General features: G+C 69.8%; 20 protein-coding genes and 3 pseudogenes. 13 read left to right on the plus strand and 10 right to left on the minus strand.

Translation table 11 applies throughout. The features are described from left to right. Positions 1-223: 223 nt before the first annotated feature. Genes ACSHXC_RS36915 through ACSHXC_RS36925 form a run of 3 tightly spaced genes read left to right on the plus strand, consistent with a single transcriptional unit; the run spans position 224 to position 2,592 of the window. Positions 224-1,168: an ABC transporter ATP-binding protein gene (locus tag ACSHXC_RS36915; protein ID WP_438295693.1), complete on the plus strand. Its 945-nt coding sequence runs from the start codon at positions 224-226 to the stop codon at positions 1,166-1,168. Further along, a complete protein-coding gene (locus ACSHXC_RS36920) occupies positions 1,165-2,151 on the plus strand; it encodes an ABC transporter permease (protein WP_438295694.1) in 987 nt (328 codons plus the stop codon). The genes ACSHXC_RS36915 and ACSHXC_RS36920 overlap by 4 nt, the downstream gene beginning before the upstream one ends. Before the next feature lie 33 nt (positions 2,152-2,184). Then, positions 2,185-2,592 carry a GntR family transcriptional regulator gene (locus ACSHXC_RS36925; RefSeq protein ID WP_438295695.1) on the plus strand — a complete coding sequence of 136 codons (408 nt, stop codon included), beginning with the start codon at positions 2,185-2,187 and terminating at the stop codon, positions 2,590-2,592. Between the two features lie 125 nt (positions 2,593-2,717). Here the strand turns inward: ACSHXC_RS36925 and ACSHXC_RS36930 are convergent. Further along, positions 2,718-3,044: pseudogene (locus ACSHXC_RS36930) on the minus strand (ANTAR domain-containing protein); the annotation flags it as partial. 151 nt (positions 3,045-3,195) lie between these two features. Here ACSHXC_RS36930 and ACSHXC_RS36935 point away from each other — a divergent pair. After that, positions 3,196-4,542, plus strand: a complete 1,347-nt coding sequence (locus ACSHXC_RS36935) for a neocarzinostatin apoprotein domain-containing protein (RefSeq protein ID WP_438295696.1) — start codon at positions 3,196-3,198, stop codon at positions 4,540-4,542. Between the two features lie 96 nt (positions 4,543-4,638). Here ACSHXC_RS36935 and ACSHXC_RS36940 read toward each other — a convergent pair whose 3' ends face one another. The 3 genes from ACSHXC_RS36940 to ACSHXC_RS36950 are packed head-to-tail and all read right to left on the minus strand — an operon-like array spanning position 4,639 to position 7,736. Continuing rightward, entirely contained in the window at positions 4,639-6,204 is a 1,566-nt protein-coding gene (locus ACSHXC_RS36940; RefSeq protein WP_438295697.1) for an MFS transporter, read from the minus strand. Positions 6,205-6,251: 47 nt separating this feature from the next. Then, positions 6,252-6,944, minus strand: coding sequence for a tRNA-dependent cyclodipeptide synthase (locus ACSHXC_RS36945; RefSeq protein WP_438295698.1), 693 nt, complete (start codon positions 6,942-6,944; stop codon positions 6,252-6,254). Between the two features lie 9 nt (positions 6,945-6,953). After that, a complete protein-coding gene (locus ACSHXC_RS36950) occupies positions 6,954-7,736 on the minus strand; it encodes a 2OG-Fe(II)-dependent halogenase WelO5 family protein (RefSeq protein WP_438295699.1) in 783 nt (260 codons plus the stop codon). A 205-nt stretch (positions 7,737-7,941) separates the two neighbouring features. On the opposite strand from ACSHXC_RS36950, the gene ACSHXC_RS36955 reads away from it, so the two are divergent. From ACSHXC_RS36955 to ACSHXC_RS36965, 3 genes are read left to right on the plus strand one after another with little or no spacing between them, the layout of a single operon-like run. Beyond that, positions 7,942-8,433, plus strand: coding sequence for a hypothetical protein (locus tag ACSHXC_RS36955; protein WP_438295700.1), 492 nt, complete (start codon positions 7,942-7,944; stop codon positions 8,431-8,433). Between the two features lie 21 nt (positions 8,434-8,454). After that, positions 8,455-8,997 (plus strand): hypothetical protein, encoded by a 543-nt coding sequence (locus ACSHXC_RS36960; protein WP_438295701.1) that lies wholly within the window; start codon positions 8,455-8,457, stop codon positions 8,995-8,997. Then, positions 8,987-10,090 carry an MAB_1171c family putative transporter gene (locus ACSHXC_RS36965; protein WP_438295702.1) on the plus strand — a complete coding sequence of 368 codons (1,104 nt, stop codon included), beginning with the start codon at positions 8,987-8,989 and terminating at the stop codon, positions 10,088-10,090. Before ACSHXC_RS36960 ends, ACSHXC_RS36965 begins: the two co-directional genes overlap by 11 nt. A 27-nt stretch (positions 10,091-10,117) precedes the next feature. Here the strand turns inward: ACSHXC_RS36965 and ispG are convergent, their stop codons facing one another. The 3 genes from ispG to ACSHXC_RS36980 form a co-directional block, all read right to left on the minus strand. After that, a complete protein-coding gene (gene ispG / locus ACSHXC_RS36970; protein WP_438295704.1) occupies positions 10,118-11,251 on the minus strand; it encodes a flavodoxin-dependent (E)-4-hydroxy-3-methylbut-2-enyl-diphosphate synthase in 1,134 nt (377 codons plus the stop codon). 285 nt (positions 11,252-11,536) lie between these two features. Then, on the minus strand, positions 11,537-12,712 hold the full coding sequence (locus ACSHXC_RS36975; RefSeq protein WP_438295705.1) for an epoxide hydrolase family protein: 1,176 nt from the start codon (positions 12,710-12,712) through the stop codon (positions 11,537-11,539). A gap of 86 nt (positions 12,713-12,798) precedes the next feature. Further along, positions 12,799-13,485 carry a VC0807 family protein gene (locus tag ACSHXC_RS36980; RefSeq protein WP_438295706.1) on the minus strand — a complete coding sequence of 229 codons (687 nt, stop codon included), beginning with the start codon at positions 13,483-13,485 and terminating at the stop codon, positions 12,799-12,801. Between the two features lie 558 nt (positions 13,486-14,043). On the opposite strand from ACSHXC_RS36980, the gene rph reads away from it, so the two are divergent. The 3 genes and pseudogenes from rph to ACSHXC_RS36995 all read left to right on the plus strand — a co-directional run. Next, entirely contained in the window at positions 14,044-16,656 is a 2,613-nt protein-coding gene (rph, locus tag ACSHXC_RS36985) for a rifamycin-inactivating phosphotransferase (RefSeq protein ID WP_438297052.1), read from the plus strand. A gap of 572 nt (positions 16,657-17,228) precedes the next feature. Continuing rightward, positions 17,229-17,549, plus strand: coding sequence for an ATP-binding protein (locus ACSHXC_RS36990; protein ID WP_438295707.1), 321 nt, complete (start codon positions 17,229-17,231; stop codon positions 17,547-17,549). Further along, positions 17,540-17,803: pseudogene (locus ACSHXC_RS36995) on the plus strand (response regulator); the annotation flags it as partial. The gene ACSHXC_RS36990 and the pseudogene ACSHXC_RS36995, both read left to right, overlap by 10 nt. A gap of 16 nt (positions 17,804-17,819) precedes the next feature. Here the strand turns inward: ACSHXC_RS36995 and ACSHXC_RS37000 are convergent. Beyond that, complete coding sequence (locus ACSHXC_RS37000; RefSeq protein WP_438295708.1) at positions 17,820-19,517, minus strand: ISAzo13 family transposase; 1,698 nt, start codon at positions 19,515-19,517, stop codon at positions 17,820-17,822. A gap of 55 nt (positions 19,518-19,572) precedes the next feature. On the opposite strand from ACSHXC_RS37000, the pseudogene ACSHXC_RS37005 reads away from it, so the two are divergent. Beyond that, positions 19,573-19,950, plus strand: a pseudogene (locus tag ACSHXC_RS37005) (response regulator transcription factor); the annotation flags it as partial. Between the two features lie 106 nt (positions 19,951-20,056). On the opposite strand, the gene ACSHXC_RS37010 reads toward ACSHXC_RS37005, so the two are convergent. Beyond that, positions 20,057-20,449, minus strand: coding sequence for a MerR family transcriptional regulator (locus ACSHXC_RS37010; protein ID WP_438295709.1), 393 nt, complete (start codon positions 20,447-20,449; stop codon positions 20,057-20,059). Positions 20,450-20,567: 118 nt separating this feature from the next. On the opposite strand from ACSHXC_RS37010, the gene ACSHXC_RS37015 reads away from it, so the two are divergent. Next, positions 20,568-21,242, plus strand: a complete 675-nt coding sequence (locus tag ACSHXC_RS37015; protein ID WP_438295710.1) for a class II aldolase/adducin family protein — start codon at positions 20,568-20,570, stop codon at positions 21,240-21,242. Further along, on the plus strand, positions 21,239-21,643 hold the full coding sequence (locus tag ACSHXC_RS37020; RefSeq protein WP_438295711.1) for a carboxymuconolactone decarboxylase family protein: 405 nt from the start codon (positions 21,239-21,241) through the stop codon (positions 21,641-21,643). Before ACSHXC_RS37015 ends, ACSHXC_RS37020 begins: the two co-directional genes overlap by 4 nt. Before the next feature lie 106 nt (positions 21,644-21,749). Here ACSHXC_RS37020 and ACSHXC_RS37025 read toward each other — a convergent pair whose 3' ends face one another. After that, entirely contained in the window at positions 21,750-23,486 is a 1,737-nt protein-coding gene (locus ACSHXC_RS37025) for an MFS transporter (RefSeq protein ID WP_438295712.1), read from the minus strand. Positions 23,487-23,634: the final 148 nt, after the last annotated feature.

Consider the following 23,634-nt stretch of genomic DNA (forward strand, 5'->3'; position numbering starts at 1 on the left):
GCGCACTCCGTCGCGTTGTGGCCGCGTCGCAGGTCTGTCCGCGGCGTCGGTCGTCGGCGAAATCGTGGGGAGTGCGGGGCCCGGCTCGCGTCGGCGGGGTCCTGCCGCCCGGCCCCGCGCGGCTCCGCCCGGCTGTGCCCTGGTCGGAGCAAATTGACAGGCTCGCGCCACGAAGACCATGATTCCACTAGTTGACTAGTGGAATCGAGTGGGAGGGGGGAGCATGAGCGGCACGGCCACTTCAGGTGGGGATGACGGTCGGTGGGCCCTGGAAGCACGCGGGCTCGGCAAGAAGTACCGCCGGGGGTGGGCGCTGCGGGAGGAGTCCTTCAGGGTCCCGGCCGGGCGCGTCTGCGGTCTGGTGGGGCCCAACGGGGCCGGAAAGAGCACCCTGTTGGGGGTCGCGGCCCGGCTCATCGAGCCGACGCGGGGCGAACTGCGGATCTTCGGGCAGCCGGTCGGCGACCCGTCCGTGATGCCCCGGTTCGCCTACCTCGGTCAGGACAAGCCGCTGTTCAAGCGGTTCACCGTGGCCGAGTGCCTGCGGATGGGCCAGGAGCTCAACCCCGGCTGGGACCAGGCGGCGGCCGAGCGGATCGTGCGCGAGGGAAACCTGGCGCCGAGCGCCAGGATGGGCAGCCTCTCGGGCGGCCAGCGCACCCGGGTGGCGTTCGCGCTCGCCTTCGGGAAGCGGCCCGAGCTGCTGCTCCTGGACGAGCCGATGTCCGACCTCGACCCGCTCGCCCGCGACGAGATCGGCTCGCTGCTCATGTCGGAGGTGGCCGAACGAGGCACCACCGTACTGATGTCGTCCCACATGCTCTCCGAGGTCGAGCACATGTGTGACTACCTTCTGGTGATGGCCGGCGGCCGGGTCCGGATGGCCGGTGACGCCGACGAGCTGGTGCCGCTGCACACGGTCGTCACCGGGGTCACCACGGACGGCCGCCTGCCCGACGCGCTTGCCTCGCACACCGTGATCGATGTCCGCACCGCAGGGCGGCAGTTCACCGCCCTCGTCCGGCACGAGGCCCCGCTCGACCCGGCGTGGCAGCTCGCCGAACCCAGCCTGGAGGAGGTGCTGCTCGGTTACCTCCGCCACCCGGAGGCGCCCGCGCTGCTCTCCCCGACCGCCGTCCCCGGCCACCGAGAGGAGCGCGCGGCATGAGCGCCGTCACCCGCACCCCCGTACAGCAGGAAACCTCGTTCGCCGGGCGCCGGCGGCTCCGCGGCCTGGCATGGCTGATGGTGCGTCAGCATCGGGCCGCCCTCATCGCCTGCACGGCGGCGACCGTCGTCGGAGCGGCCTGGATCATCCACGAGCGCGGCACCATGCTGGACTCCCTGCACGCGGCAGGGTGGCCCGCGAAGCCCGTCGACAGCCTCGACGGCGCCATGGTGGAGCGCCTCGACAGGTCCTTCAGCAATGTCGCCCGGTACCTCGGGTATCTGCCGCTGCTGTTCGGCGTGTTCATCGGCGCACCGCTCATCTCCGCAGACCACGAGCACGGGACCGCCCGTCTCGTCTCGACCCAGTCGGTGCCCCGACTGCGCTGGCTGCTCTGGAAGCTGGGCTTCGCGCTGGGCCTGGTCCTGATGACCACCGGGGTTCTGGGCGCGTTGTTCGGCTGGTGGTGGCGGGCCGTCCGACCCGCGGTGTCCAGTACGTGGCTCGACGGCACGGTCTTCGACAACAGCTTTCCGGTGCTGACCGCGCTGGTCCTGTTCACCACCACCCTCGGCATCCTCGTCGGAGCGCTCGTGCGCCGCGCGGTCGCCGCCATGACCGTCACGTTCCTCGTAACGGCGGCCTCGCTCCTGGTGGCCGACTACTTCAGGAACCGACTGGCCACACCGCGCCGGGTCGCTTTCCCCCTCGATGGCGCGCACCCGGCCGTGCTCACCGACGCGGTCCAGGTCGACCAGTGGGTCGGCACCGCCTCCGGCAAGGTCTACGGCTGGGGTACGTGTGTGAACGACGCCGCCCCCGAGGCCTGTCGCGCCAGACTGGGGATCGTCAACTCGGTGTGGGACTACTTCGGTTACGACCAGATGGCCACGCTCCAGTGGACCGCGGCGGGTCTGCTGTTGGGCGCGAGCGCGATCTTCGTGGCGCTCGCAGTGTTGCGCACACGGCGCACGGCCCTGTAGCCGTACCAAGAGGATGGGAAGGAGGCGGGTGCGATGGTCGTGTTCCGCATAGAGCGACGCAGCGGAGTGCCCGCGTACCTCCAAATCGTGCAGCAGGTGCAGCAGGCGCTGCGCATGGGGGCGCTGGGCGAGGGCGACCGGCTGCCCACCGCGGCACAGGTCGCCGCCGACACGAAGGTCAACCCGAACACCACACTCAAGGCCTACCGCGAGCTGGAGCGGTCCGGCCTCGTCGAGGTGCGCCAGGGCGCGGGCACCTTCATCACCCGCTCCCTGGCCGCCCCGCAGAGCGACCCCGAGTCACCACTGCGGGCCCAACTCGCCGACTGGATGCGGGAGGCCGTGGCCATGGGGCTGACGGAGCAGGAGGTGGGCGCCCTGTTCGACGCGGTCCGCGCGCAGACGTACGCCGCGCAGCCCATCAGGGTGACCTCGCCCTGAGACTCAGCCCGCGGGACGCCGAGGCGCCTCGGGTCCCGGGGCGCGGCCTCGGCGACCGCGGCGGACAGGTGTTTGCGTACGGGCTCGGGCAGCGGCGTCCCTCGTGCGGAGTCCACCACCTGCTCGGCCAGGCGGCGCAGTTTGGTGTTGGTGTGCTGGGAGGTGGCGACCAGCACCTTCCAGGCGTCCTCGGGAGTGAGGGCGAAGGCGGCCATATGGCGCGCATGAGCCAACTCGCCCTGCCTCCGGACCACTTGACCGAAGCCGGGCCGGGTGGACGTGCTGCGGCTTGTTCTCACACGTGACGCTGGCCGATTGCGAGCTGGTCGTGGGCGTCGTGCGCCGAGAGGATTCTCCCCTGCCGGGTGGGGCGACCGAGAGGGGTGGGAGTACATGAGGTTACGACGAAGAACGTCGCGGGACGGGAGAGCCGGGGCGCTGGTGCGGGGCATGGTCGCGGTGGCGATCGCCTGCGCTGGACCGGCCGGGGTGCCCGCAGTGGCGCAGGCGGCACCCGCTGCGTCCACGACCACCTCCGCATGCAATACGGACCCCGGAGCCAAGGGGCTGGCGAGCTCGCCGGCCTCCGACAGCCTGGTCTCCGTGGATCGCGCGGACGGCCGGATCGCACAGTTCCAGCTCTTCTACGACAGCACGGCGACGAAGGGCCTGCCCTTCGTGTGGCACCGCGAACAGGACACGCCGGGCGGCGCGTACGGCGCCTGGCAGCGTGTGAGCGCTGCGACCGTGGGCCCCAAGAGCTACTCCATCACGGCGATGGAGAACTCGGCGGGCGACCTGGAGCTGCTGTTCTCCACGTACGGCACGTTCTGCCACGCCGTGGAGGACGACAGTGCGGGCGGCTGGAGCACCCCGGACGCGTTCGGGCTCGCCCCGACCCCGTACCACGGGGGAGTCGTACTGTTCAAAGAGCGCGACGGCAGCATCGACGCCTTCGCCTCCGGGTCGAGGACCGGCAGCACGATGGAGGTGCGGCACCAGCGGAACGCGGACGCGGGCTGGGGCCCGGTGCTGCCCATGGGGCAGGTCCCCGACCCGAACGTGGGACTGAGCCAGCCGAGCACGGTGGAGCAACTCCAGGACGGCAGGCTCCACTTGACGGTGCGTGAGTGGAACCGGGACCGCATGTGGGAGATCTACCAGTCGTTTCCCGGTGGTGGCTGGGGCCCGTGGCAGCTGACGTCCCCGACAGCGGCAGCGGCACCGGCCGCGCTCACCGCCACCCCCGGCCCGCAGCTGAAGGTGAACCGCACCACCGGCCTCCGGGACGGCGACATCGTCAAGTTCACCATCGCGGGCGGGCCGCCCAAGGACTACGTCTGGGTCAAGGAGTGCGGCCCCTCGGCGTCCACGACCACCTGCGACGACGACACGGGCCGCCAGTTCCGGGTGTACCCGGACGGCACGTACCAGCTCTCCCCGAAGAAGCTGTACGCCCAACTGGGCACCACGGCAGGGAAGTTCGACTGCCGTACGGTGTCGTCGAGCAACCCGTGCTCGCTCGCCCTCACCGACAACACCGGGGCGCTGCTCACCACCGTGCCGCTGCGCTTCGCCCCGCACGGGGCGCTGGAAGCGCCGCCCACTTTGCAGGTCGACCCCGACGCGGGTCTGGTGGACGGCCAGGCGGTCCGGGCCACGGGCAAGGGCTACGAACCGCAGTACCACGTGCTGGTCATGGAGTGCGCCACCGGCTCGACCGACACGTTCGGCTGCCGCCCCCGCTCCAGGCCGCCGGCCACCAGTGACACGGGTCGGATGGACGAGACGGTCACCCTGTCGGCGACGTTCACCGCCATCGACGGCCGCACGATCGACTGCCGTGCCGCGGCCGCGTGCGAGCTGGTGGTCTTCGGCACGCGGGTCCGAGGCCCGGAAACGGTGCGCCATCCGCTCGGCTTCGTACCGGTGGCTGAGTCGGGAGGGTGAGCACCGGCCAGGAGCATCGCGCCTCCTGGTGACAGGGCGGGGGCCGACCCGGGTGGGTCGGCCCCCGCCCTCGACGTAGTGACCGTCAAGGACGGCTCACCGCTGCTCGCTGTGCAGGGGCTGTGCCTCTGCCGCAGCGGGGCCGGGAACCGACGCCTTTGTGCGCCGCAGGCCCAGCGCGCCGATCACGCACAGTGCCACCGCGGACGTGGCGAAGAGCAGCCACATCGCGGCCTGGTTGCCCTGAGTGAAGAGCGACTCGTAGACCTGGGAGACCTGCTGGGCTCCGAGGTCGGTGTGGTCGTGGAGCAGTTGGATGCCGTCCTCGGGGTTCCTGACGACCTCGCGGGTCCAGTCGCCGCCCGGAATGTGGTTCCTGGCCAAGCTGTCGGTGAGCGAGTCCTCCGCCGACCAGCGGTAGACCGCCATGCCGGCCGCGAGCCCGATGGCACCTCCGAGATTGTGGAAGGTCCACGACGACCCGACGGCCGTGCCTGCAAGGCGCTCGGGTACCGACGACAGGGCGGCGACCGTGGCAGGGCCGAGCACGAAGGCCCAGCCGAAGCCCATGAGGACGAAGGAGAAGGCGACGTACGCGATGCCGGTGTCCTCGCCGAACCGGGACTGGAACAGCGCCGACAGCGCGAACGCCGTGAATCCGACGCACAGCAGCTTGCGCGGCCCGAACCGGTCGACGAGCCGTCCTACGACGGGGGAGAGGACGGCCACGACGGCGGTGCACGGCAGCAGCATCAGGCCGGTCTTGTAGCCCTCGTAGTGCAGGACCGAGTGGAGGTAGAGCGGCATGAGGAAGAACGCCAGGCAGTAGAAGAACGCCAGTGAGAAGTCGGCGGTGATCGCGCTGATGAACGTCCGGTTGGCGAAGAGGTGGAACTGGATGATGGGGGAGGCGACCCGGCGCTCGACCAGGTAGAAGGCGACGAGCGCCACGACGCCGACGGCGAACGCGCCCACGATCCGTCCGGAGGCCCAGCCCCAGGTGTCGCCGAGGGTGAAGCCGAGGACGAGGGCGGGCAGACCGATCGTGATCAGGACGAGCCCCAGCCAGTCGACGCGCGCCCCCAGATCGTCACTGCGGGACTCGGTGACACTGACCGAACAGATCAGCAGGGCGACGACCACCAGAGGGACGTTCAGCCAGAACACCCAGTGCCAGTTCAGCCAGCTGACGATGACCCCGCCCAGCATGGGTCCGATCGCCAGGCCGATGCCGTTGACGCCGTACAGCGCGCCGATCGCCTTGCCGCGCTGCTCCTCGGGGAAGGCGTTGGCGACGATCGCGCTGGTACTGGTGTAGAGGACGGCGCACGCGGCGCCCTGGACGAAGCGGCACGCGATGAGCCAGCGGACGTCGGTGGTGAAACCCGCCGCCAAGGAGGCCAGGCCGAAGACCGCGGTACCGGTGTAGAGGACGCGCCGTCGCCCATGGGTGTCGGCGAGCCGCCCCATCGTCACCATGAACATGGAGAGGGCGACGATGAAGATGTTGACGATCAGCTGAAGGTCGGTGACCGTCGCGTGGAGATCGCTCTGGATGTCCGGTGCTGCTGTGTTGACGATGGTGAGGTCGATACAGCCGAGGAAGCTGATGATGCTGACCCCGGTGAATGCCCACCATTTTCTGTTCGCTTCAGTGATCACTGCTACTCATCTCTCGGGCGCCGGTACCGGGTCCTTGGCGGCGGGAGCTACGCCGTGGCTTCCGTGGCCTGCGCGCGCTTCTTGAACTTCAGGGACAGCCAGTTGCCCTTGCCGGGGTGGAACGGCCTGACGAAGATCTCGTGCGTCATGGCCATGGCAGAGGTCATGGGCTGGGGGTAGATGACGGTGTCGTAGCCCTGTGCCGCCCAGAGCGGCATGATGATCGGGCACTCCTCGATGAGGTAGGTCAGGCAGCCGTTGAAGGCCGCTTCGAGGTCGGCACCCTCGTCGCGCTTGGTGAGCCGCTCCATGAACTTCCCGATCGTGGAGTTGACCGCTCCCCGGTACACCGGGTTGGTGTGGTACTCGTCCTCGACCAGCTTCTTCAGCCCGGCGTAGTCCTCGTGCGCGAGCGCCTCGTCCCAGCGCAGGACTTCGTGCTCGACCTGTAAGCCGTTGAGGATCTCGGCGTTACGGGTCAGCCACTCGTCCCCGGCGCGCAGGGAATGCGCGTACGCCTCGTCCTCGGACATGTCGAGGTAGTTGTTGCGCTGGAGGGTGTCGGCCACGGCTATCGTGCACAGGCCGAACCCGGACCGGTTGATGAGGTCGACGGTGGCTCGGAGCTTGTCGGCCTCGTGATAACGCTGGCCGACGCTGACGAGCAGGATGGTGCGGGCGCCGTTGAGATCGAGCCCCTCCGCCTGTTTCCCGAACGATGCCTTGGTGCGGTTGTCCATGGTGGTGGCTCAGCTCCAGAAGACGAGGGGGCGGTCACTGCCCATGAATCCCAGGAAGTGGCCGAGGGTGACCCGGGAACTGTCCTGCGACGGGCGTACGGCGTGGATCACGCGAGGGTTGAGCAGCATGAGGTCACCGGCGGCCGGCTTGACGACCGCGGCCGGGGCGGGGAGCTTGTCCCGCTCGATGCCGTAGGCGCGATCGCCCATCAGCCCCTGGTAGTCGCCTTCGCTGGGCTCGATGTCCCACAGCTCCAGCTCGCCGCCCTGCTCCGGGATGTTGACGTAGATGTTGACGGAGAGCTGTGCCTGGAGATGTCCCTGGTAATGGGCCGGAAGGTTGCGCTCCAGGGCGTCGGTGTGCGGGTTGAGATCGACGTTGCGGTCCTGGTAGCGACAGATGCCGATGAAGCACTTCTTGCCGTCCACCTCCATCAGGTGGGCGCCCGCGGGCCACAACTCGTCGAGAAGCAGGCGCAGTTCATCGGTGGGCGATGGGTAAGGGGCGAATACCTCGCGCAGCTTGGCTATGTTCGGCAGGGCCTGCTCGTGGTAGGTCCGGCGCGACTCCTCGTCGCTGATCTCCGAGTAGGCGAAGCCGATCCGGCCGAATTCGTGGGCCTGGCTCAGTACGCCCCGGTCCTGGTGGTCGAGCAGCTCCCGGCGGGCGTTCGCCAGTGACTCGTCCCGGCAGAACCCCTTGATGTGGATCGCCAGGATCTCCTTCTTGACGAGTGAGAGGACGTCGTCGTGGGACAGGTCCGTCCTGGTTGTTTCTCGTACTCGGTCCATTGCCGGCTCCCGGTTCGTAGTGGCTCCGTACATGACGTGTCGATCCGCCTGTCCGCTATAGCGGATGGCCGATTCCGGGAGCATACGCTGATCATGAACTCGCCTGTCAACACTGGCTGATAGGTGGCCTCCACGGGCGGTATGCTCGGTCCACAACAGCGGACAGTGGGGCTCTCGCAGGGTCCTTCAGGTGAAGGACGGGCTCATGACTGGTCACGAAAGTTCCTCCGTGCCACCCGGCCGACCCCTGCTGCGCAAGCTCGACCAGCGCCTCAATGAGCTGATCGCGGCCCTCTACCCCGACGAGCGCAAGCGCCCGGGGTACGCGAAGCTCGCCGCGGAGATCCGGCAGGCGACCGGCGGGGCCATCTCCGGCACCTACCTGTGGGAGCTCGCCACCGGCAAGAAGCGCAACGTCACGCTGGAACAGCTCGACGTGCTGGCCGAGTTCTTCGGTGTCCCGCCGGAGTACTTCCTCAACGAAGAGGTCGCCGACCGGGTCAACGCCCAGCTCAAGCTGGCCACCGCGCTCCGCGACGCCCGTGTGCGCAACCTGGCGCTGCGCGCCGACGGGCTCTCCACCGAGAGCCTCGACGCGCTGCTCGCGATGGTCGGCGAGGCCCGCAAGCTGCAGCAGTTGTCACCCGTGGTGGATGAGAACGTGGTGGACGAGAAGCCGGACAACGACGAGCGCTGACTTCTGGGGGAAGAGACAGGGATGTTATACGGGCGCAAGGAACTGACCCGTCATTGCCAAGAGGTGCTCGACCGGCTCACGCTGCCCCGGCCGTTCTCCCTCGATGCCTTCTGCCGGCAACTGTCGCAGTCGCGCGGCCGCCCCCTGCACCTGCACGCGCTGCCCGGCCGGGCAGCCGCCGCCGGGGCCTGCGGGCTGTGGCTCGCCACCGACACCGACGACCACATCTTCTACGAGCCGCGGACCACGAAGCCGCACCAGGAACACATCATCCTGCACGAGCTGGCCCACCTGCTGTTCAACCACCACACACTCGGCGGCGCCGACGGCTCGGCCACCGCGGGCCTGCTGCCCGACCTGGACCCGAGCCTGATCCGGCGGATGTTCGCCCGCACCGGCTACTCCACCGTCCAGGAGCAGGAGGCCGAGATGCTGGCGAGTCTGCTCAACGCGAGCGCTCTGCGCGGCCGTGGCACGCGGCCCGGCGGTGTGCTCGGTGAGCTGCAGGCGGGACTGGGTGTGGGTGAACCGTACGAGGGTGAGGCGAACCGGCGTGGGGAGTGAGGTGGCGAACTTCGGCAAGACGGTCGAAGCCGTAAGTGTCTTCTGCATGTGGCCCGTTGTCATGCTGCGCGCCCGAGCGGCCCTGCGCTGCACGCGGCAGCGCGGCATATGGCTGGCCGTCGCCACGGCGGCGGCCGCCACCACACTCAATCTGCCACCGGTCAGCCGCCTCGTGGCACACCTCACCGGCCCTACACACCTCACCGCCCTCGCCATAAACCTCTGCGGAGTTCTCTCCGCGGCCGCCGTACTAGACTTCATCACCACCGCCACCGGCGGCCGCCACAGACCCCAACTGCACGCCGCCCTGGGCCTCGTGCTGGTGACGCTCGTCGTGCTCGACGTGATGGCGCCCCACCATGTGCAGCACACCTCGCTCGGCGCCGGGCCGGCCACGCCGTCGACGGCGTACTGGCTCGTCATCATCGCCACCCACCTCACCGCGAACCTCGTCTGCGCACGGGTCTGCCTGCGCTACAGCGGGTGCGGCTCCAACCGTGCGCTGCGCACCAGCCTCGGGCTGTTCGGCCTGGGCACGGCGTGTGCCGGAGTGTTCTGGTGCGCCTACCTGGCCGACCTCCTGCTGAGCCCGGCGTGGGTGCCCCCGCTTCTGCCGTACCTGATGGGCCTGCACGGGCTGCTCCGGGCCGCCGCGCTCGGCGTCCCGGCCGCTGTGCTGCTCCGCGGAGCAGGAGCCGAACTGCTCACCTTCCACCGACTGTGGCCCCTGTGGCGCGACCTCGTCGAAGCGGTGCCGACCGTCACACTGGCCGAACGGCGGCCCTGGCTCATGGAGTTGTTGCGGCCGCGCGGCCCCCGGCACTTCGCGGTCTACCGCACCATCGTCGAGATCCGGGACGCGATTCTCGTGCTGCGTGACTATGTACAGCCCGAGCGGCCCGTGACCGATCCCGCCGCGATGGCCCGGCTGCTGCGGGACGCCCGCCGCAACAAGCTGGAGGGACAGCACCCCCGCACCCCGGACGTGAACGTCGCGGAGGCGGGCGGCGAGGACATCGCCGCCGAAACCGCCTATCTGGTCCAGGTCGCCCGCGCCTACCGCGCACTGCCGACGGGATCACTGTCGCGCTGACAGCGCTGTCGGGCTCGGCCGGGGCGGCTACTCCTTCGTGTCGGCCAACCGGAGTGCCTCGTCCAGGAGTGCCTCGACGATCCTCGACTCCGGTACGGTGCGCACGACTTGGCCCCGTACGAAGATCTGTCCCTTCCCGTTGCCGCACGACACTCCGAGGTCGGCTTCGCGGGATTCGCCGGGGCCGTTGACGACGCAGCCCATGACGGCGACGCGCAGCGGATGCGGGAAGCCCTCGAAGGCGGCTGCCACCCGTCGCGCGAGCGTGTGGAGGTCGACCTGGAGTCGCCCGCACCCCGGGCAGGAGACGATCTCCAGGCTGCGCGGCCGCAGGCCCAGGCAGGCCAGGATCTGGATGCCGGCCTTGACCTGCTCCACCGGGTCGTCGCTGATGGAGACGCGAATGGTGTCCCCGATCCCGTCGCTCAGCAGAATCGCGAAGGCGACGGCCGACTTGATCGAGCCCTGCACCGCCGGGCCCGCCTCGGTGACGCCGAGGTGGAGGGGGTAGTCGCAGCGCGCGGACAGCAGCCGGTTGGCGGCGACGACGACCAGCGGGTCGTGATGCTTGACCGCGATCTTCAGATCCCGGAAGCCGTGCTCCTCGAACAGCGAGCACTCCCACAGGGCCGATTCCACCAGCGCCTCGGGCGTGGCACCGCCGTACTTGGCGAGCATCCGCCCGTCCAGGCTCCCGGCGTTCACCCCGATCCGGATCGGCACCCCGGCCGCCGCCGCGGCGCGTGCGATCTCGCCCACCCGGTCGTCGAACCGCCGGATGTTCCCAGGGTTCACCCGCACCCCGGCACACCCCGCGTCGAGGGCGGCGAACACGTACCGGGGCTGGAAGTGGATGTCGGCGATCACCGGGATGCGGGACTTCGCCACGACGGCAGGGAGGGCGTCGGCGTCGTCCTGGGACGGCACGGCCACCCGCACGATGTCGCAGCCGGCCGCGGTGACGGCGGCGATCTGCCGCAACGTGGCGTCCACATCGGCGGTGTTGGTGGTGGTCATCGTCTGCACGCTGACCGGTGCGCCACCTCCCACGAGCACATCGCCGACCCTGACCTGCCGCGTTCGGCGACGCACCGGAACCTTCTGGCCCTCGCAAGGGCGGGCGGACAGCGGGGAGGACGCGGAGGGAGTGGCCGGGGACATGACGCACCTCGTCTCTCCTGTGCCGTGCCCGACTTGGAGGCGCCTTGCGCGCGCAGGGTTGGTTCGGCGATCCAGTCAACCCGCCCCCGGCCCGCGCGACAACGCGCCCAGGGCGGCGCACGGGGTCGGCCCGATGCGAGCCCGCCCGGCGGCGCGCGACAGCCCCCGGTCGTGCGCACAACAGCGCTGCGACTACCTGTGTGCCGGGCGCACGGAGCCGCTGGGCCCGCAGTGCCGAGGGCGAGCGCGTGGTGCCTTGCCTCTCCGGCGGGCCTGGAAGGTCCCTCAGCCCAGTGCCGCTTCCCGGTACGGCCGGAAGAAGGCGCGCAGTTCCTCGGCGTACAGCTCGGGCTCCTCGAACGGGGCGAAGTGCCCGCCCCGGGCCGGCTCGGTCACGTACGCCACGTTCGCCGTACGTTCGAGCCACGCCCGCGGCGGGCGGACGACGTCGCCGCGGAACAGCGAGAAGCCGGACGGCACTTCGACCCGGCGGGCATGCTGGGCGGGTGGGATCGCGGCGTTCGCGTGGTACGTGCGCATCGACGAGCCGATGGTCTCCGTGAGCCAGTAGAGCGTGACGTTCGTGAGGATCTCGTCCTTCGTGAAGCTCCGCTCGACGTCGCCGCCGCAGTCGCTCCACCCCCGGAGTTTCTCGACGATCCACGCGGCGAGCCCGGCCGGCGAGTCGGTGAGTCCGAAGGCGGCGGTCTGCGGCTTCGTACGGTGCATGGCGGCGTACGCGCCCTCGGTTCCGCCCCAGGCCACGGCTTCCTCCAGCCAGGCGCGCTCCTGTGGCGCGAGTTCTGCCGGGTCGCCGTGGAAGACGGGCAGGCCCGCGTCGGTGCGGTGGACGGCCACGACCCGGTCGGGGTGGTCGAGAGCGAGGTAGCGGCTGACGTGACTGCCCATGTCCCCGCCCGCCGCGCCGAACCGTTCGTAGCCCAGGACGCTCATGAGCTTGGCCCACAGTCCGGCGACGGCGATGGTGTCCAGGGGCGGGCCGGTGGGACGGTCGGAGTGTCCGAAGCCCGGCATGTCCGGCACGACCACGTCGAACGCGTCGGCCGGATCACCTCCGTGCGCACCGGGGTCGGTGAGGAGCGGGACGACCTTCGAGTAGCGCCAGTACGAGTCCGGCCAGCCGTGGCTGAGGACCAGCGGCAGCACGGGCCCGGTCGGCGCGACGGCCCGGGCATGCACGAAGTGGACCCCGAGCCCGCCGAGCGGCACGCGGAAGTGCGGGAGCCGGGCGAGCGCGGCCTCCTGGGCCGGCCAGTCGAACCCGTCCGCCCAGTACGCGACGAGCTCGCGCAGATAGCCGAGATCGGTCCCGAGCGTCCACCCGGCATCCTCGGGTGCATCCGGCCAGCGCGTCGCACGCAGCCGCGCTCGGAGGTCCGCGAGCGCGGCTGGGGAGGTCCGCGGGATGAACGGCTCGGGGTGAGACAGTGCGTCGGGCATGGGGCGAGCCTATCGACCGGCCGGCGCTGCTTCGCGGACCCGCTGAGGGGGACCCCGCGTTCGGTTCGGCGGTGGGCCGGGGCTCACTACCGCGTCCTGTCCCGGGCGGCAGCCTGGGTCTTCCTCGCCGAGTGGACGGTCCACAGGGCCAGCGGGCCGTAGACCGCGAGCATGAGGAACTGCGAGACATCGGCCGCGGGTCCGATCGGCAGCAGATACACGGCCGCGATCCGGAGCCCGGCGTCGGCGATGAGCGAGATTCCCCAGACCAGGGAGACACGGAACCAGCGGGCCCGCATGGCGGTGGTGTCCGCCGTGCTCCGGAACTCGTCGTGCTGCGCGGAACCGGCCGAGCGGGCGAAGCGCAGCGCCGCGTAGTAGGCGAGCGGACGCCCGATGACACAGCTGCCGACGAGGACGAGCCCCGCCGTGAAGGACCCTGCCGCGTCCTTGGCGAGGACGAACCGGGCGTCACCGGTGGTGAAGCTGAGTGCGAGCCCCACGCCGAACAGGGTGAGTAAGAACAGCGCGAACGGGTCGAGCCTGCGGTGGCGCAGGGCCACCCAGAGTGTGCGCACCCCGGCGACGACGGTGGCCAGCAGCAGGGCGAGGTAGTTGCTCGCACCGAACAGCCCGGCGGTGAAGTAGGTGATCACCGAGAGGCCGACGTCGTAGAAGAGGGTGAAGGCCATCGCCCGCATGGCCGGGTCGAGCCGCTTGCGGGGCGGTGTGGCGGTGGACCGGGTGGCGGGATCGGACGAGGTCGGTTGCATGTCGACTCCACTTGGCCGAGCAGGGGAAACGGTTCGAGCGCATTCCCGGATTCGGGCACGCATGCATGAATTGCTTCGGCGATGCCTTCAGGAGAGGGCGCGGAGTGCATTCCATGAATTGCGAGAATGCTTTTCTCTCGATCGCAACCGACGTTAACTTTCCTCAGCCGTAGGCGTCTTGGAGCCCTCGGTGGACATTCGGAGGGACGTCTGCACCGTTGGGTGGAGAGCGGGTGGAGCCGGACGAAGAGGCGCTCGCCGCAGGGCAACCCCCGGGGGACGGCGGCGCGGCCCGCCACCGCTTCGCGACAAGCCTGTCCGTCCTTGGACGGCAAAAACAAAGGCAAGGAGAGTGCTCTCTCCTTGCCACTCTCAACATATAGCGCGTTGGGGGGCTTGCCGCAAGGCCCGGGTCATGACGCAGAATCACGACTCGTCAGAGGGAAGGCAAGCAGGGATGAGGACGTGCTCGACAAGAGGTTCGGCAGAGTGGGAGACACCGGCGATGCGATCGGCCGGCGCAGGGAAATGGAACACGGGCGCCTCGGAGGTATCGCCATGACGGAGCAGTACGTGCTGGATCTTCACGAGGTCGACGAGACGCAGGTCGCGGTCGTCGGCGGCAAGGGGGCGCACCTGGGCGGTCTTTCGCGGATCGAAGGCATCCGCGTGCCGGACGGCTTCTGCGTGACGACGGACGCCTTCCGGCGGATCATGGCGCAAGCGCCGTCGATCGACGATCTGCTCGATCAGCTGTCGCGCCTGACTCGCGTGGATGGCGAGGGGGACGACCGGGAGGCGATCCGCACGCTCAGCGCACAGATCCGCCGGACCATCGAAGGGGTCGCGATCCCGGCCGATCTCGCGGCGGCGATCACCGGCGCGCTCACCCGGCACGGCGAGCAAGCCGCCTACGCCGTCCGATCCAGCGCGACGGCCGAGGACCTGCCGACGGCCTCCTTCGCCGGCCAGCAGGACACGTACCTGAACATCGTGGGGCCGAAGGCGATCCTCCAGCACGTCAGCCGGTGCTGGGCCTCGCTCTTCACCGAGCGGGCCGTGACCTACCGTCAGCGCGGCGGCATCGACCACCGTGCGGTCGACATGGCCGTGGTCGTGCAGCAGATGGCCTTCTCGCATGCGGCCGGAATCCTGTTCACCGCCGACCCCGTCACGGGCAACCGGACGGTCGCCACCGTGGACGCCGGCTTCGGCCTCGGCGAGGCCCTGGTGTCCGGCCTGGTGAACCCGGACGTCTTCAAGGTGCGACACGGCGAAGTCGTCGCCAAGGCGATCGCCGCCAAGCAGCGTGCCGTTCAGGCACTGCCGACCGGTGGTACGCGGGAGGTGGCGATCGACTCACAGCGGCAGGAGCAGCCGGCCCTGACGGATGCTCAGGCGGTGCGGCTCGTGCAGCTCGGGCGGCGGATCGAAGCGCACTTCGGCCGGCCGCAGGACATCGAGTGGTGCCTGGTCGACGACGACTTCCAGATCGTTCAGAGCCGGCCGATCACGACGCTGTTCCCCGTCCCCGAGGCCGACGACCAGGAGAACCACGTCTACGTCTCCGTCGGCCATCAGCAGATGATGACCGACGCCATGAAGCCGCTGGGGCTCTCCATGTGGCAGCTGACGGCCATGGTGACGATGCACGAGGCCGGCGGCAGGCTGTTCGTCGACGTCACCCGGCGACTGGCCTCGCCCGCGAGCCGGGCCGGCCTACTCGACCTCATGGGGAGGGGAGATCCGCTGGTCAGGGACGCGCTGGAGACCGTACTCGACCGCGACGATTTCGTCCCCTCGCTCCCCGACGCGGCTCCTGGGGGGCCGCCGGCAGGCGGCGCGTCCGCCCCGGTCGAACCCGATCCGGCCATCGTCACCCAGCTGATCGAACGCAGCCAGGAGTCCATCGCCGCCCTGGAGCGCGACATCCGGACGAAGACGGGACCGGCGCTGTTCGACTTCCTCCCCGAAGCCTTCGAGGAGCACAGGCGGATCCTCAGTGATCCGCTGAACTTTCAGGCGATCATGGCGGGGATGGAGGCCACGTGGTGGCTCAACGACAAGCTGCAGGAATGGCTGGGCGAGAAGAACGCGGCTGACACGCTGACGCTGTCCGCCCCCGACAACATCACGTCGGAGATGGGACTGGCGCTGCTCGATGTCGCGGACGTGATCCGCCCGCATCCGGAGGTGGTGGCGTTCCTGGAAGGCGCCGAGGACGAGGGCTTCCTGGACGAGCTGGCGAAGCTCGCGGGCGGGACCGAAGCGCGTGACGCCATGGAGGCCTACCTCGACCGGTACGGCATGCGCTGCGTCGGCGAGATCGACATTTCGCGGCCACGTTGGCGCGAGCGGCCCACCTCGCTCGTGCCCGTGATCCTCGACAACGTCAGGAACTTCGAACCGGGCGCCGCCGGGCGGCGCTTCGAGCAAGGGCGGCAGAAGGCGCGGGAAAAGGAACAGGACGTGCTGTCACGTCTTGGGGACCTGCCGGACGGGGACCGGAAGGCGGACGAGACGAAGCGGATGATCGACCAGGTCAGAGCCTTCGTCGGATACCGGGAGTACCCGAAGTACGACATCGTCAGCCGCTACTTCGTCTACAAGCAGGCCCTGATGGCGGAGGCCGAGCGCCTCGCGCACGCCGGTGTACTGCAGGCGAAGGAGGACGTCTTCTACCTCACGTTCCAGGAACTGCACGACGTCGTGCGCTCGCAGCGGGTGGACAACCGGCTCATCCAGCAGCGCAGGGACGCGTTCCGGTCGTACCAGGCGCTCACACCGCCCCGGGTGCTCACCTCGGACGGCGAGGCCGTCACCGGGGCGTACCGGCGCGACGACGTGCCGGCCGGCGCGCTGATCGGTCTTCCGGTCTCCGCCGGGACCATCGAGGGAAGGGCCCGCGTCATCCTTGACATCGCGGACGCCGATCTCCAAGCGGGCGACATCCTGGTCACGACCTTCACCGACCCCAGCTGGTCGCCGCTGTTCGTCGCGGTCGCGGGCCTGGTGACGGAGGTGGGCGGACTGATGACCCATGGCGCGGTGATCGCCCGGGAGTACGGTCTGCCGGCCGTCGTGGGAGTGGAGCAGGCCACCCGGCGCATCCGGGACGGACAGCGGATCCGCGTGCACGGAACCGACGGGTACATCGAGATCCTGTCCTGACCGACCACCACCGAGAAGTCCCGTCCGCAGCGCCGGACAGGGGTCCTGGGGCTCACCCGCCGGCGGTCCGCCCCGGGACCGTCGGCAGCCGCGTGGCGACGTCCTTGCTGCCGAGAAGGCTCTTCGAGCTGTCGCGGGCGGACAAGGGGGTGGGACGTGTGAGGTGCGGTTTTCCGCAGTACGGTTCGACGGCTGACCGCATGGTCCCCGACGGCCCCGACTCCTAGCGTTGCGGCCATGATTGCAGCGAGCAGTGGAGCGGAGCCGGCCGGTGGGATCGCCGGATGGGCCGTTCACATCATGGAGTCCCTGGGGGCGCCGGGCGCCGGCCTGACCAACGCCGTGGACACGGTGTTCCCCTTCGTTCCGAGCGAAGTGATCCTCCCGGTGGCGGGGTTCACGGCGGGGCAGGGCCGGATGAGTTTGTTGGCCGTCATCGTGTGGACCACCATCGGGTCGGTGGTCGGCTCCCTGGTGGTCTACTTCGTCGGCGCCGCGATGGGCCGCGACCGTACCCGGCGGATCGCGGAGAGAATCCCTCTCGTCAAGGCGCACGAGATCGACAGGGCCGAATGCGGATCCGGTGTGCCCTCGCCGCACGCCCGGCACCCCGGATCGAGACCGCCGCCTACTTCACGGTCCGTGAGGCCGTCACCAACGCCGCCAAGTATGCCGGGGCCACCCGCATAGACGTCCAAGTGGCAGTCGTGGAGGCGCAATCCGGCCCGGTGCTCAGCGTGCGCATCACCGACGACGGAGTGGGCGGCGCCGATGCCAGCGGCGGCGGGCTTGCCGGGCTTGCCCGTCGGGCAGCCGCGCTCGACGGTCGTTTCACGGTGCTGAGCCCGCCCGGCGGCCCGACCCTCGTGGAGGCGGAGCTGCCGTGCGCGTGACACTCGCGGAGGACTCCACCTTGCTGCGCGAAGGACTGGTCCGGCTCCTCACGGAGGAGGGCCACGACGTGGTGGCCACCGGGGACGCGTCCGCACTCCTTGCGGCGGTGTCCGCCGCGCCGCCGGACGTCGTCGTGGTCGACGTACGGATGCCGCCGACCCACACCGACGAGGGCCTGCGAGCCGCGCTGACCATCAGGCACGACCATCCAGGGGTGGGGGTCCTGGTCCTGTCGCAGTACGTCGAGAAGCGTTAGGGCTCGCAGAGAATCAACGTGCGGGTTTGATCTTTGCCTGGACGCTGTCGGCGGCGAGGAAGGCCATGACGTCCGAGGGAGTGCGGAAGCGGGCCGTTGAAGCGGGGATGTGGTGGCCGTGCCGCTGGAGGAGCGGGCCGGCTTCGCGGACCGCGTGGGTGATGGTGGTTCTGCCCACCTTGAACAGCTGGCCGAGAAGCTCTTGGGTTCCGATCTTCCGCAGGTAGAGGACCGTGGCCAGGATTCGTTCGGCTGGCGGGAGGCTGTCCTTGCGGCCGGCTCCCCGGGCACGGAGGCGGGCACCACCGCGGTGTTTGTGTCGGGAGTGTTCGCGCTGTTCATCCAGCGCGGGGGTCAGCTCGCGGACCAGGCTTTCGAGCTGCGTGACCGTCAGGCCCGTCAGCTCGGGGGCCTGGAGGCAGACGGCGTCGAGGCGGCTCACCGGCTGGACCAGGACGGTGTGTGCCTGGCCGCGGCTCGTGCGCGTGCTCCGGACGGCGTTGTCGGTGTGCAGGGTGTAGTTCCAGTCGCCATGGAAACGGTGCCGGCTCATCGCCAGGGCGTCGATCTCGGCGTCGGTGACCTTCAGCCCGGTGTCGTAGGTGCGGGTGTCGAGTTCGGCCTCGACTGTCAGCCCAGTGCGGGTAGTGGTTGCCGCGATGCTGTTCACGATGACTTCGTGGCTGGTCAGCGGCCTGCCACGCCAGTTCATGGAGATGTGGGAGAACAACCGGTGCTCCACTTTGTTCCACTTCGACGTCCCCGGCGGCAGGTGACAGACGGTAATGTCCAGGCCCATCTCAGCAGCCAGAGCAGCGAGTTCACTCTTCCAGGCGCGGGTGCGGTATCCGTTGGAGCCGCCCGCGTCGGCGGTGATCAGCAGCCGGGTGGCTTGCGGGTAGTCGGCCTGACCGCGGGCCTGCCACCAGCGGCGGATGGAGGCGACGGCGAACGCCGCAGTGTCGTGATCGGTGCCGACGCTGACCCAGCCGGTGTTCGCCGCAACGTCGTAGATCCCGTACGGGATTGCCTTGCCCGGCCCCTGTCGGTCCAGGAAGTCGTGCGTCTTGACCAGCACCGGCTCACCCGTCGGGCGCCACTGCCGTCCCGCGTTCTTGTAGTCGCCGACCAGCTCCTTCTTCTTCGTGTCCACGCTGATCACCGGATCCCCGGCACCGATGTGGCCCTTGGCCTGGTCGTTGATATAGCGGAACTGGGCGTCACGGTCCGGGTGCTGTGTGCCCTCGACGGTCTTCGCGTTGGCCTGCAAGCTGAAGCCCTCCTCCCGCAGCAGGTCCCCGACCGTGTCCGCGCTGACCCGGTGCCCCTGGCGGGTGAGTTCGCCGGCGAGCTTCCTGGTCGACTTGGTCGTCCAGCGCAGCGGCGACATCGGATCCCCTCGTATGTCCGGCTCAACCAGCGCCAGTAGGGCCGGCCGCAGCCCTGGGTCCACCTCGGCGGCCTTCTTGCGCCCGCCGCCCGGCCGACGCACCCGCCCCAGCGGCCCCTCGCCCGCGTCCAGCTCGTCCGCCCCCTTACGGACCGTCGCTTCACTCACCTCAGCCGCTCGCGCAACCGCACGGATGCCGCCATGCCCCAGAATCCGGGCTTCCGCCCCCATCAGCAGTCGCCGCTGGCGCTCGTCCAGGTGCGGGAACAACACCCCGAACTTCACGGCCAGTTGATCACGCGCCTCTTCCGGGATGCTCATACCACAACAACGATCCTCAACGCGGGAAGCAACACGTTGATTCTCTGCGAGCCCTTACGCCACGGAACTGCTGTCCACGGACACCCAGGGCGTCGGCTACCTGCTCAAGGACCGGGTGGCGCGGGTGGAGGAGTTCCTGGACGCGTTGGAGCGCGTACGGTCGGGAGGCGCGGCGTTCGACCCCGAGGTGGTACGCCAACTCCTCGCCCGTACAAGTCACTTCGACTCGTTGGAACGCCTCACCGCCCGCGAGCGCGCCGTCCTCGCCCATATGGCACAGGGCCACACCAACGCCTCGATCGCCGATCGGCTTCATGTGTCGCAGAGTGCCGTCGAAAAGCACAGCAACGCGATCTTCGACAAGTTGGAGCTGCCGCAGGCGGCCGGCTACAGCCGCCGTGTGCTCGCGGTGTTGCGTTATCTGAAGTCGTGAGGTGGGTGGGGGCTCTACTCGCGTACCCCCGCAACCTCGATCGCCAAGGAACTCGTGGTGAGCGATGCGGCGGTGAGCAAGCACGCCTCCATGAGAGGCCGGGTGTTCACCGCTGCGGGTTCGTCGTCTCCCAAGTGGCCATCTGTGCCCGGAACTTGGGGCATGTGACGATGTCCTCCTCGCTGCACTGAAGGGCATGGGTCAGGAGCTGGTGGGCGTGATCCAGGTCGAGCATGCGTTGCTCGATCTCGATGACCTTGGCCCGCATCATCGCCTGCCGGCGCGGCTGGTCCTGTTGGAGTTCACCGATCTCGACCAGGGTCAGCCCGGCCTGCTGGCACGTGCGCAGCACCTTGATCCGCTCCGCGTCCTCCGGTACGTAGCGCCGCTGACCGCCCTGCCGTTCGGGGGTGGGCAGCAGGCCGTGGCGTTCCCAGTACCGGATCGCCGAGGCCGGAACGCCGGTCATTTCGGAGAGTTGGCCGATCGTCATCCGCATGTCGCGCTCCTCGTCCCGGCCGCATTTGACTTAAACCTTAGTTCAAGTTGAAGAGTGGTGCGCACGTGGACAGCGGCGAACCATCAGCGGCCGCCGCGACAGATCTGGGAGATGGCTCATGGCTACTACTGACGCAGACACGGTGAAGAAAGAGCGGGCCCGGCAGCTGGTCGACGCTGCCGAGAGTCTTTTCGCGGCGGGGGTGATGTCCCACTCGGGGCACGCCAATCTGAGCGCCCGGCTCGACGGGGAGCGGCTGCTGCTGACGCCGGGGTTCGTCCGAGGGCTGCGGCCCGAACAACTCGCGGTCGTCGGCTTCGACGGACAGGTTCTGGAGGGCGAGCTGCAGTCCGTCAGCGCCGAGATCATCGCCATGCACAGCACCGTCTACAGGGCCCGCCCGCACGTGGGCGCGGTCATCCACACCCACTCGCCCTCCGCGACCGCCTTCGCCGTGGCCAACCGGCCGTTGCCGTGCCGGACCGAGCCGATGCTGCGTTTCGGGCAGGCCGAGGACGTCCCGGTGGTTCCCTGGGGGCCGCGCGGGTCGGACGTATCGGTGCGGGGCATGGCCGAGGTCCTGGAGCGGCGTCCGACGACGGCTTCCGTCCTGCTGGCCAATCACGGCCTCCTGGTGTTCGGCCCGGATTCGGCCGCCACCGCCCACCTCGTGGTGGCGATCGAGGAGAGCGCCGAGGCGGAGATCGCGGCGGTCGCGATCGGAGGGGGCGTGGGCTTTCCCCCGGGGGCCCAGGAGGCCGTGCGGGCCTCGATCGCGCGGGCCTCGTCGTGACGGACGAGACCTCCACCCGCCGAGTCGAGGCCGTACGGGACCGCTACCGCTCCACGCTCGGAGCCGTTCCGGACGGGGTGCGGGAACGACTGCGCCTGGCCCAGGACTTCGACCGGCTGCCCACCGAAGAGGCGATCGCGGCGCTGCGGCACATCGTGCTGACCGACAGCCCGCTGGGAGGCCGGGTGCAGCAGCTCGTCCACTTCGGACAGCTGCTCGCTCTCGGCCGGGCACATCCGGCCCGGATCCACGCCCAGGGCGCACTCCACGCCGGGGCAGGCATCCCCGACCTCATCGGGGTCGCCGAGACCGCGCTGATCACGGCGGGGGTGCCGGCCTACGCACTGGGCACCGAGATCATCGCCGAACTGAGGCAGGCCGACGGTCCCGAGGGGCGCTGACGTCAACTCGTGGTGTTCTGCTGCTGCGCGACCCCCTCACCATGCGGCGGCGCGTGGAGAGGGGGACGGGGAGCGGTTCGGACGGGTGGGGAATGACGGTGGCGGCTCACCGGACCGGTACGGGCAGTGCCAGGTCCACCGTCACCGAGCCCTCGCCGCCATGATGGGTGGCCGAGGACGCCAGGGGTGCGTGGCCCGCGGCCGTTGCGGCCAGGACGTACGAACCGCCCCGCGGGACCGGTACCGCGTACCGGCCGGTCTCGTCGGTGTGGGCCGAACCCGCCTGTCGGCCGGCGTGATCGATCAGCGTGACCTTGGCGTGCGGCACGGGCGCGCCGGACGCGGCCACGACCCTGCCGTGGAACGCGGCAAGGACCTCTGTGGCCCGCTCCAGCACGGCGTCCTCCTCGCTGCTGGCCCGCAGCTGCGGCGTCGCGGCGGGGCGGCCCTTGGGCAGGAAGACGGCGAGCAGCAGCCCGCCGGCCACCGCGGCCGTCGCGATCAGGAACGAGACGCGGAACCCGTGCATGGTCGGGAGCTCGACCGGGCCGAAGGGCCGCGCGGTGTTCGCGAGGACCATGCCGATGACGGCGCTCGACACCGACGTACCGATCGAGCGCATCAGGGTGTTGAGGCCGTTGGCCGCGCCCGTCTCGGACGGGTCGACCGCGCCGATGATCAGCGCGGGGAGCGAGGAGTAGGCGAGGCCGATGCCCGCGCCGACCACCACGGAGATGACGATGGTCTGCCAGGCGGCGTTCATCAGGCCGAGCCCCGCCCCGTACCCGATCGCGATGATCAGCATGCCGAGGATGAGGGTGGTCTTCGGGCCGTACTTGGCCGAGAGGCGGGCGTAGGCCGGCGCGGTCAGCATCATCGTCAGGCCGAGCGGCGCGACGCAGAGACCGGCGACGACCATCGACTGGCCGAGGCCGTACCCGGTGGCCTTCGGCAGCTGGAGCAGTTGGGGCAGCACGAGCGAGATCGCGTAGAAGGCGACGCCGACCATCGTCGAGGCGAGGTTGGTGAGCAGGACCTCGCGTCGTGCGGTGGTGCGCAGGTTCACCAGCGGCGCCTTGACGCGCAGTTCCATCACGCCCCACAGGACGAGGACGACCAGCGCCGCGCCGAGCAGACCGAGCGTGGTCGTCGACCCCCAGCCCCAGTCGCTGCCCTTGGTGATCGGGAGCAGCAGCAGGACCAGGCCCGCGGAGAGGCCGATCGCGCCGAGTACGTCGAAGGTCCCCTCCGCCTTGACCTTGCTTTCCGGTACGAAGAGGAGGGTGAGGAGCATGGCCGCCACGCCCAGGCCCGCCGAACCGAAGAACAGGGCGTGCCAGTCGGCGTGTTGGGCGACCAGAGCCGCGAGCGGCAGGGCGAGTCCGCCGCCGACGCCTATGGAGGAGCTCATCAGAGCCATCGCCGAACCGAGCTTCTCGCGGGGCAGCTCGTCCCGCATCAGGCCGATGCCGAGCGGTATCGCGCCCATGGCGAAGCCCTGCAGGGCGCGGCCGACGATCATCACGAGCAGCTGGCTGGTGAAGCCGGCGATGAGCGAGCCGACGACCATGATGGCGAGGCTGGCAAGGAGCATGCGGCGCTTGCCGTACAGGTCGCCGAGCCGGCCCATGATCGGGGTGGCCACGGCGCCGGCGAGCAGGGTCGAGGTCATGACCCAGGTGGCGTTGGCGGGCGAGGTGCTGAGCAGCGTCGGCAGGTCCTTGATGACCGGGACGAGCAGCGTCTGCATCACCGCGACCGTGATGCCGGCGAAGGCGAGCACGGGGACGACACCGCGTGTGCCGCGCGGCGCGGCCTGCTGGTCGGTCGTCGGCTGGGACATTACGGGGCCTCCGGAGGCGGGGAGAGGTCGGCGGCGGCACCTGGGCGGGGTACGTGCAGCTTGAACCCGTTTCCCCAGGCGACTATTCCGGAGAACGTGGCCGAATCTCGTCCGAGCGCCAATCTTGACCTGGATGGGAAATGCTTGA

This window comes from Streptomyces sp. HUAS TT7 (assembly GCF_051550175.1).
GTDB lineage: Bacteria > Actinomycetota > Actinomycetes > Streptomycetales > Streptomycetaceae > Streptomyces.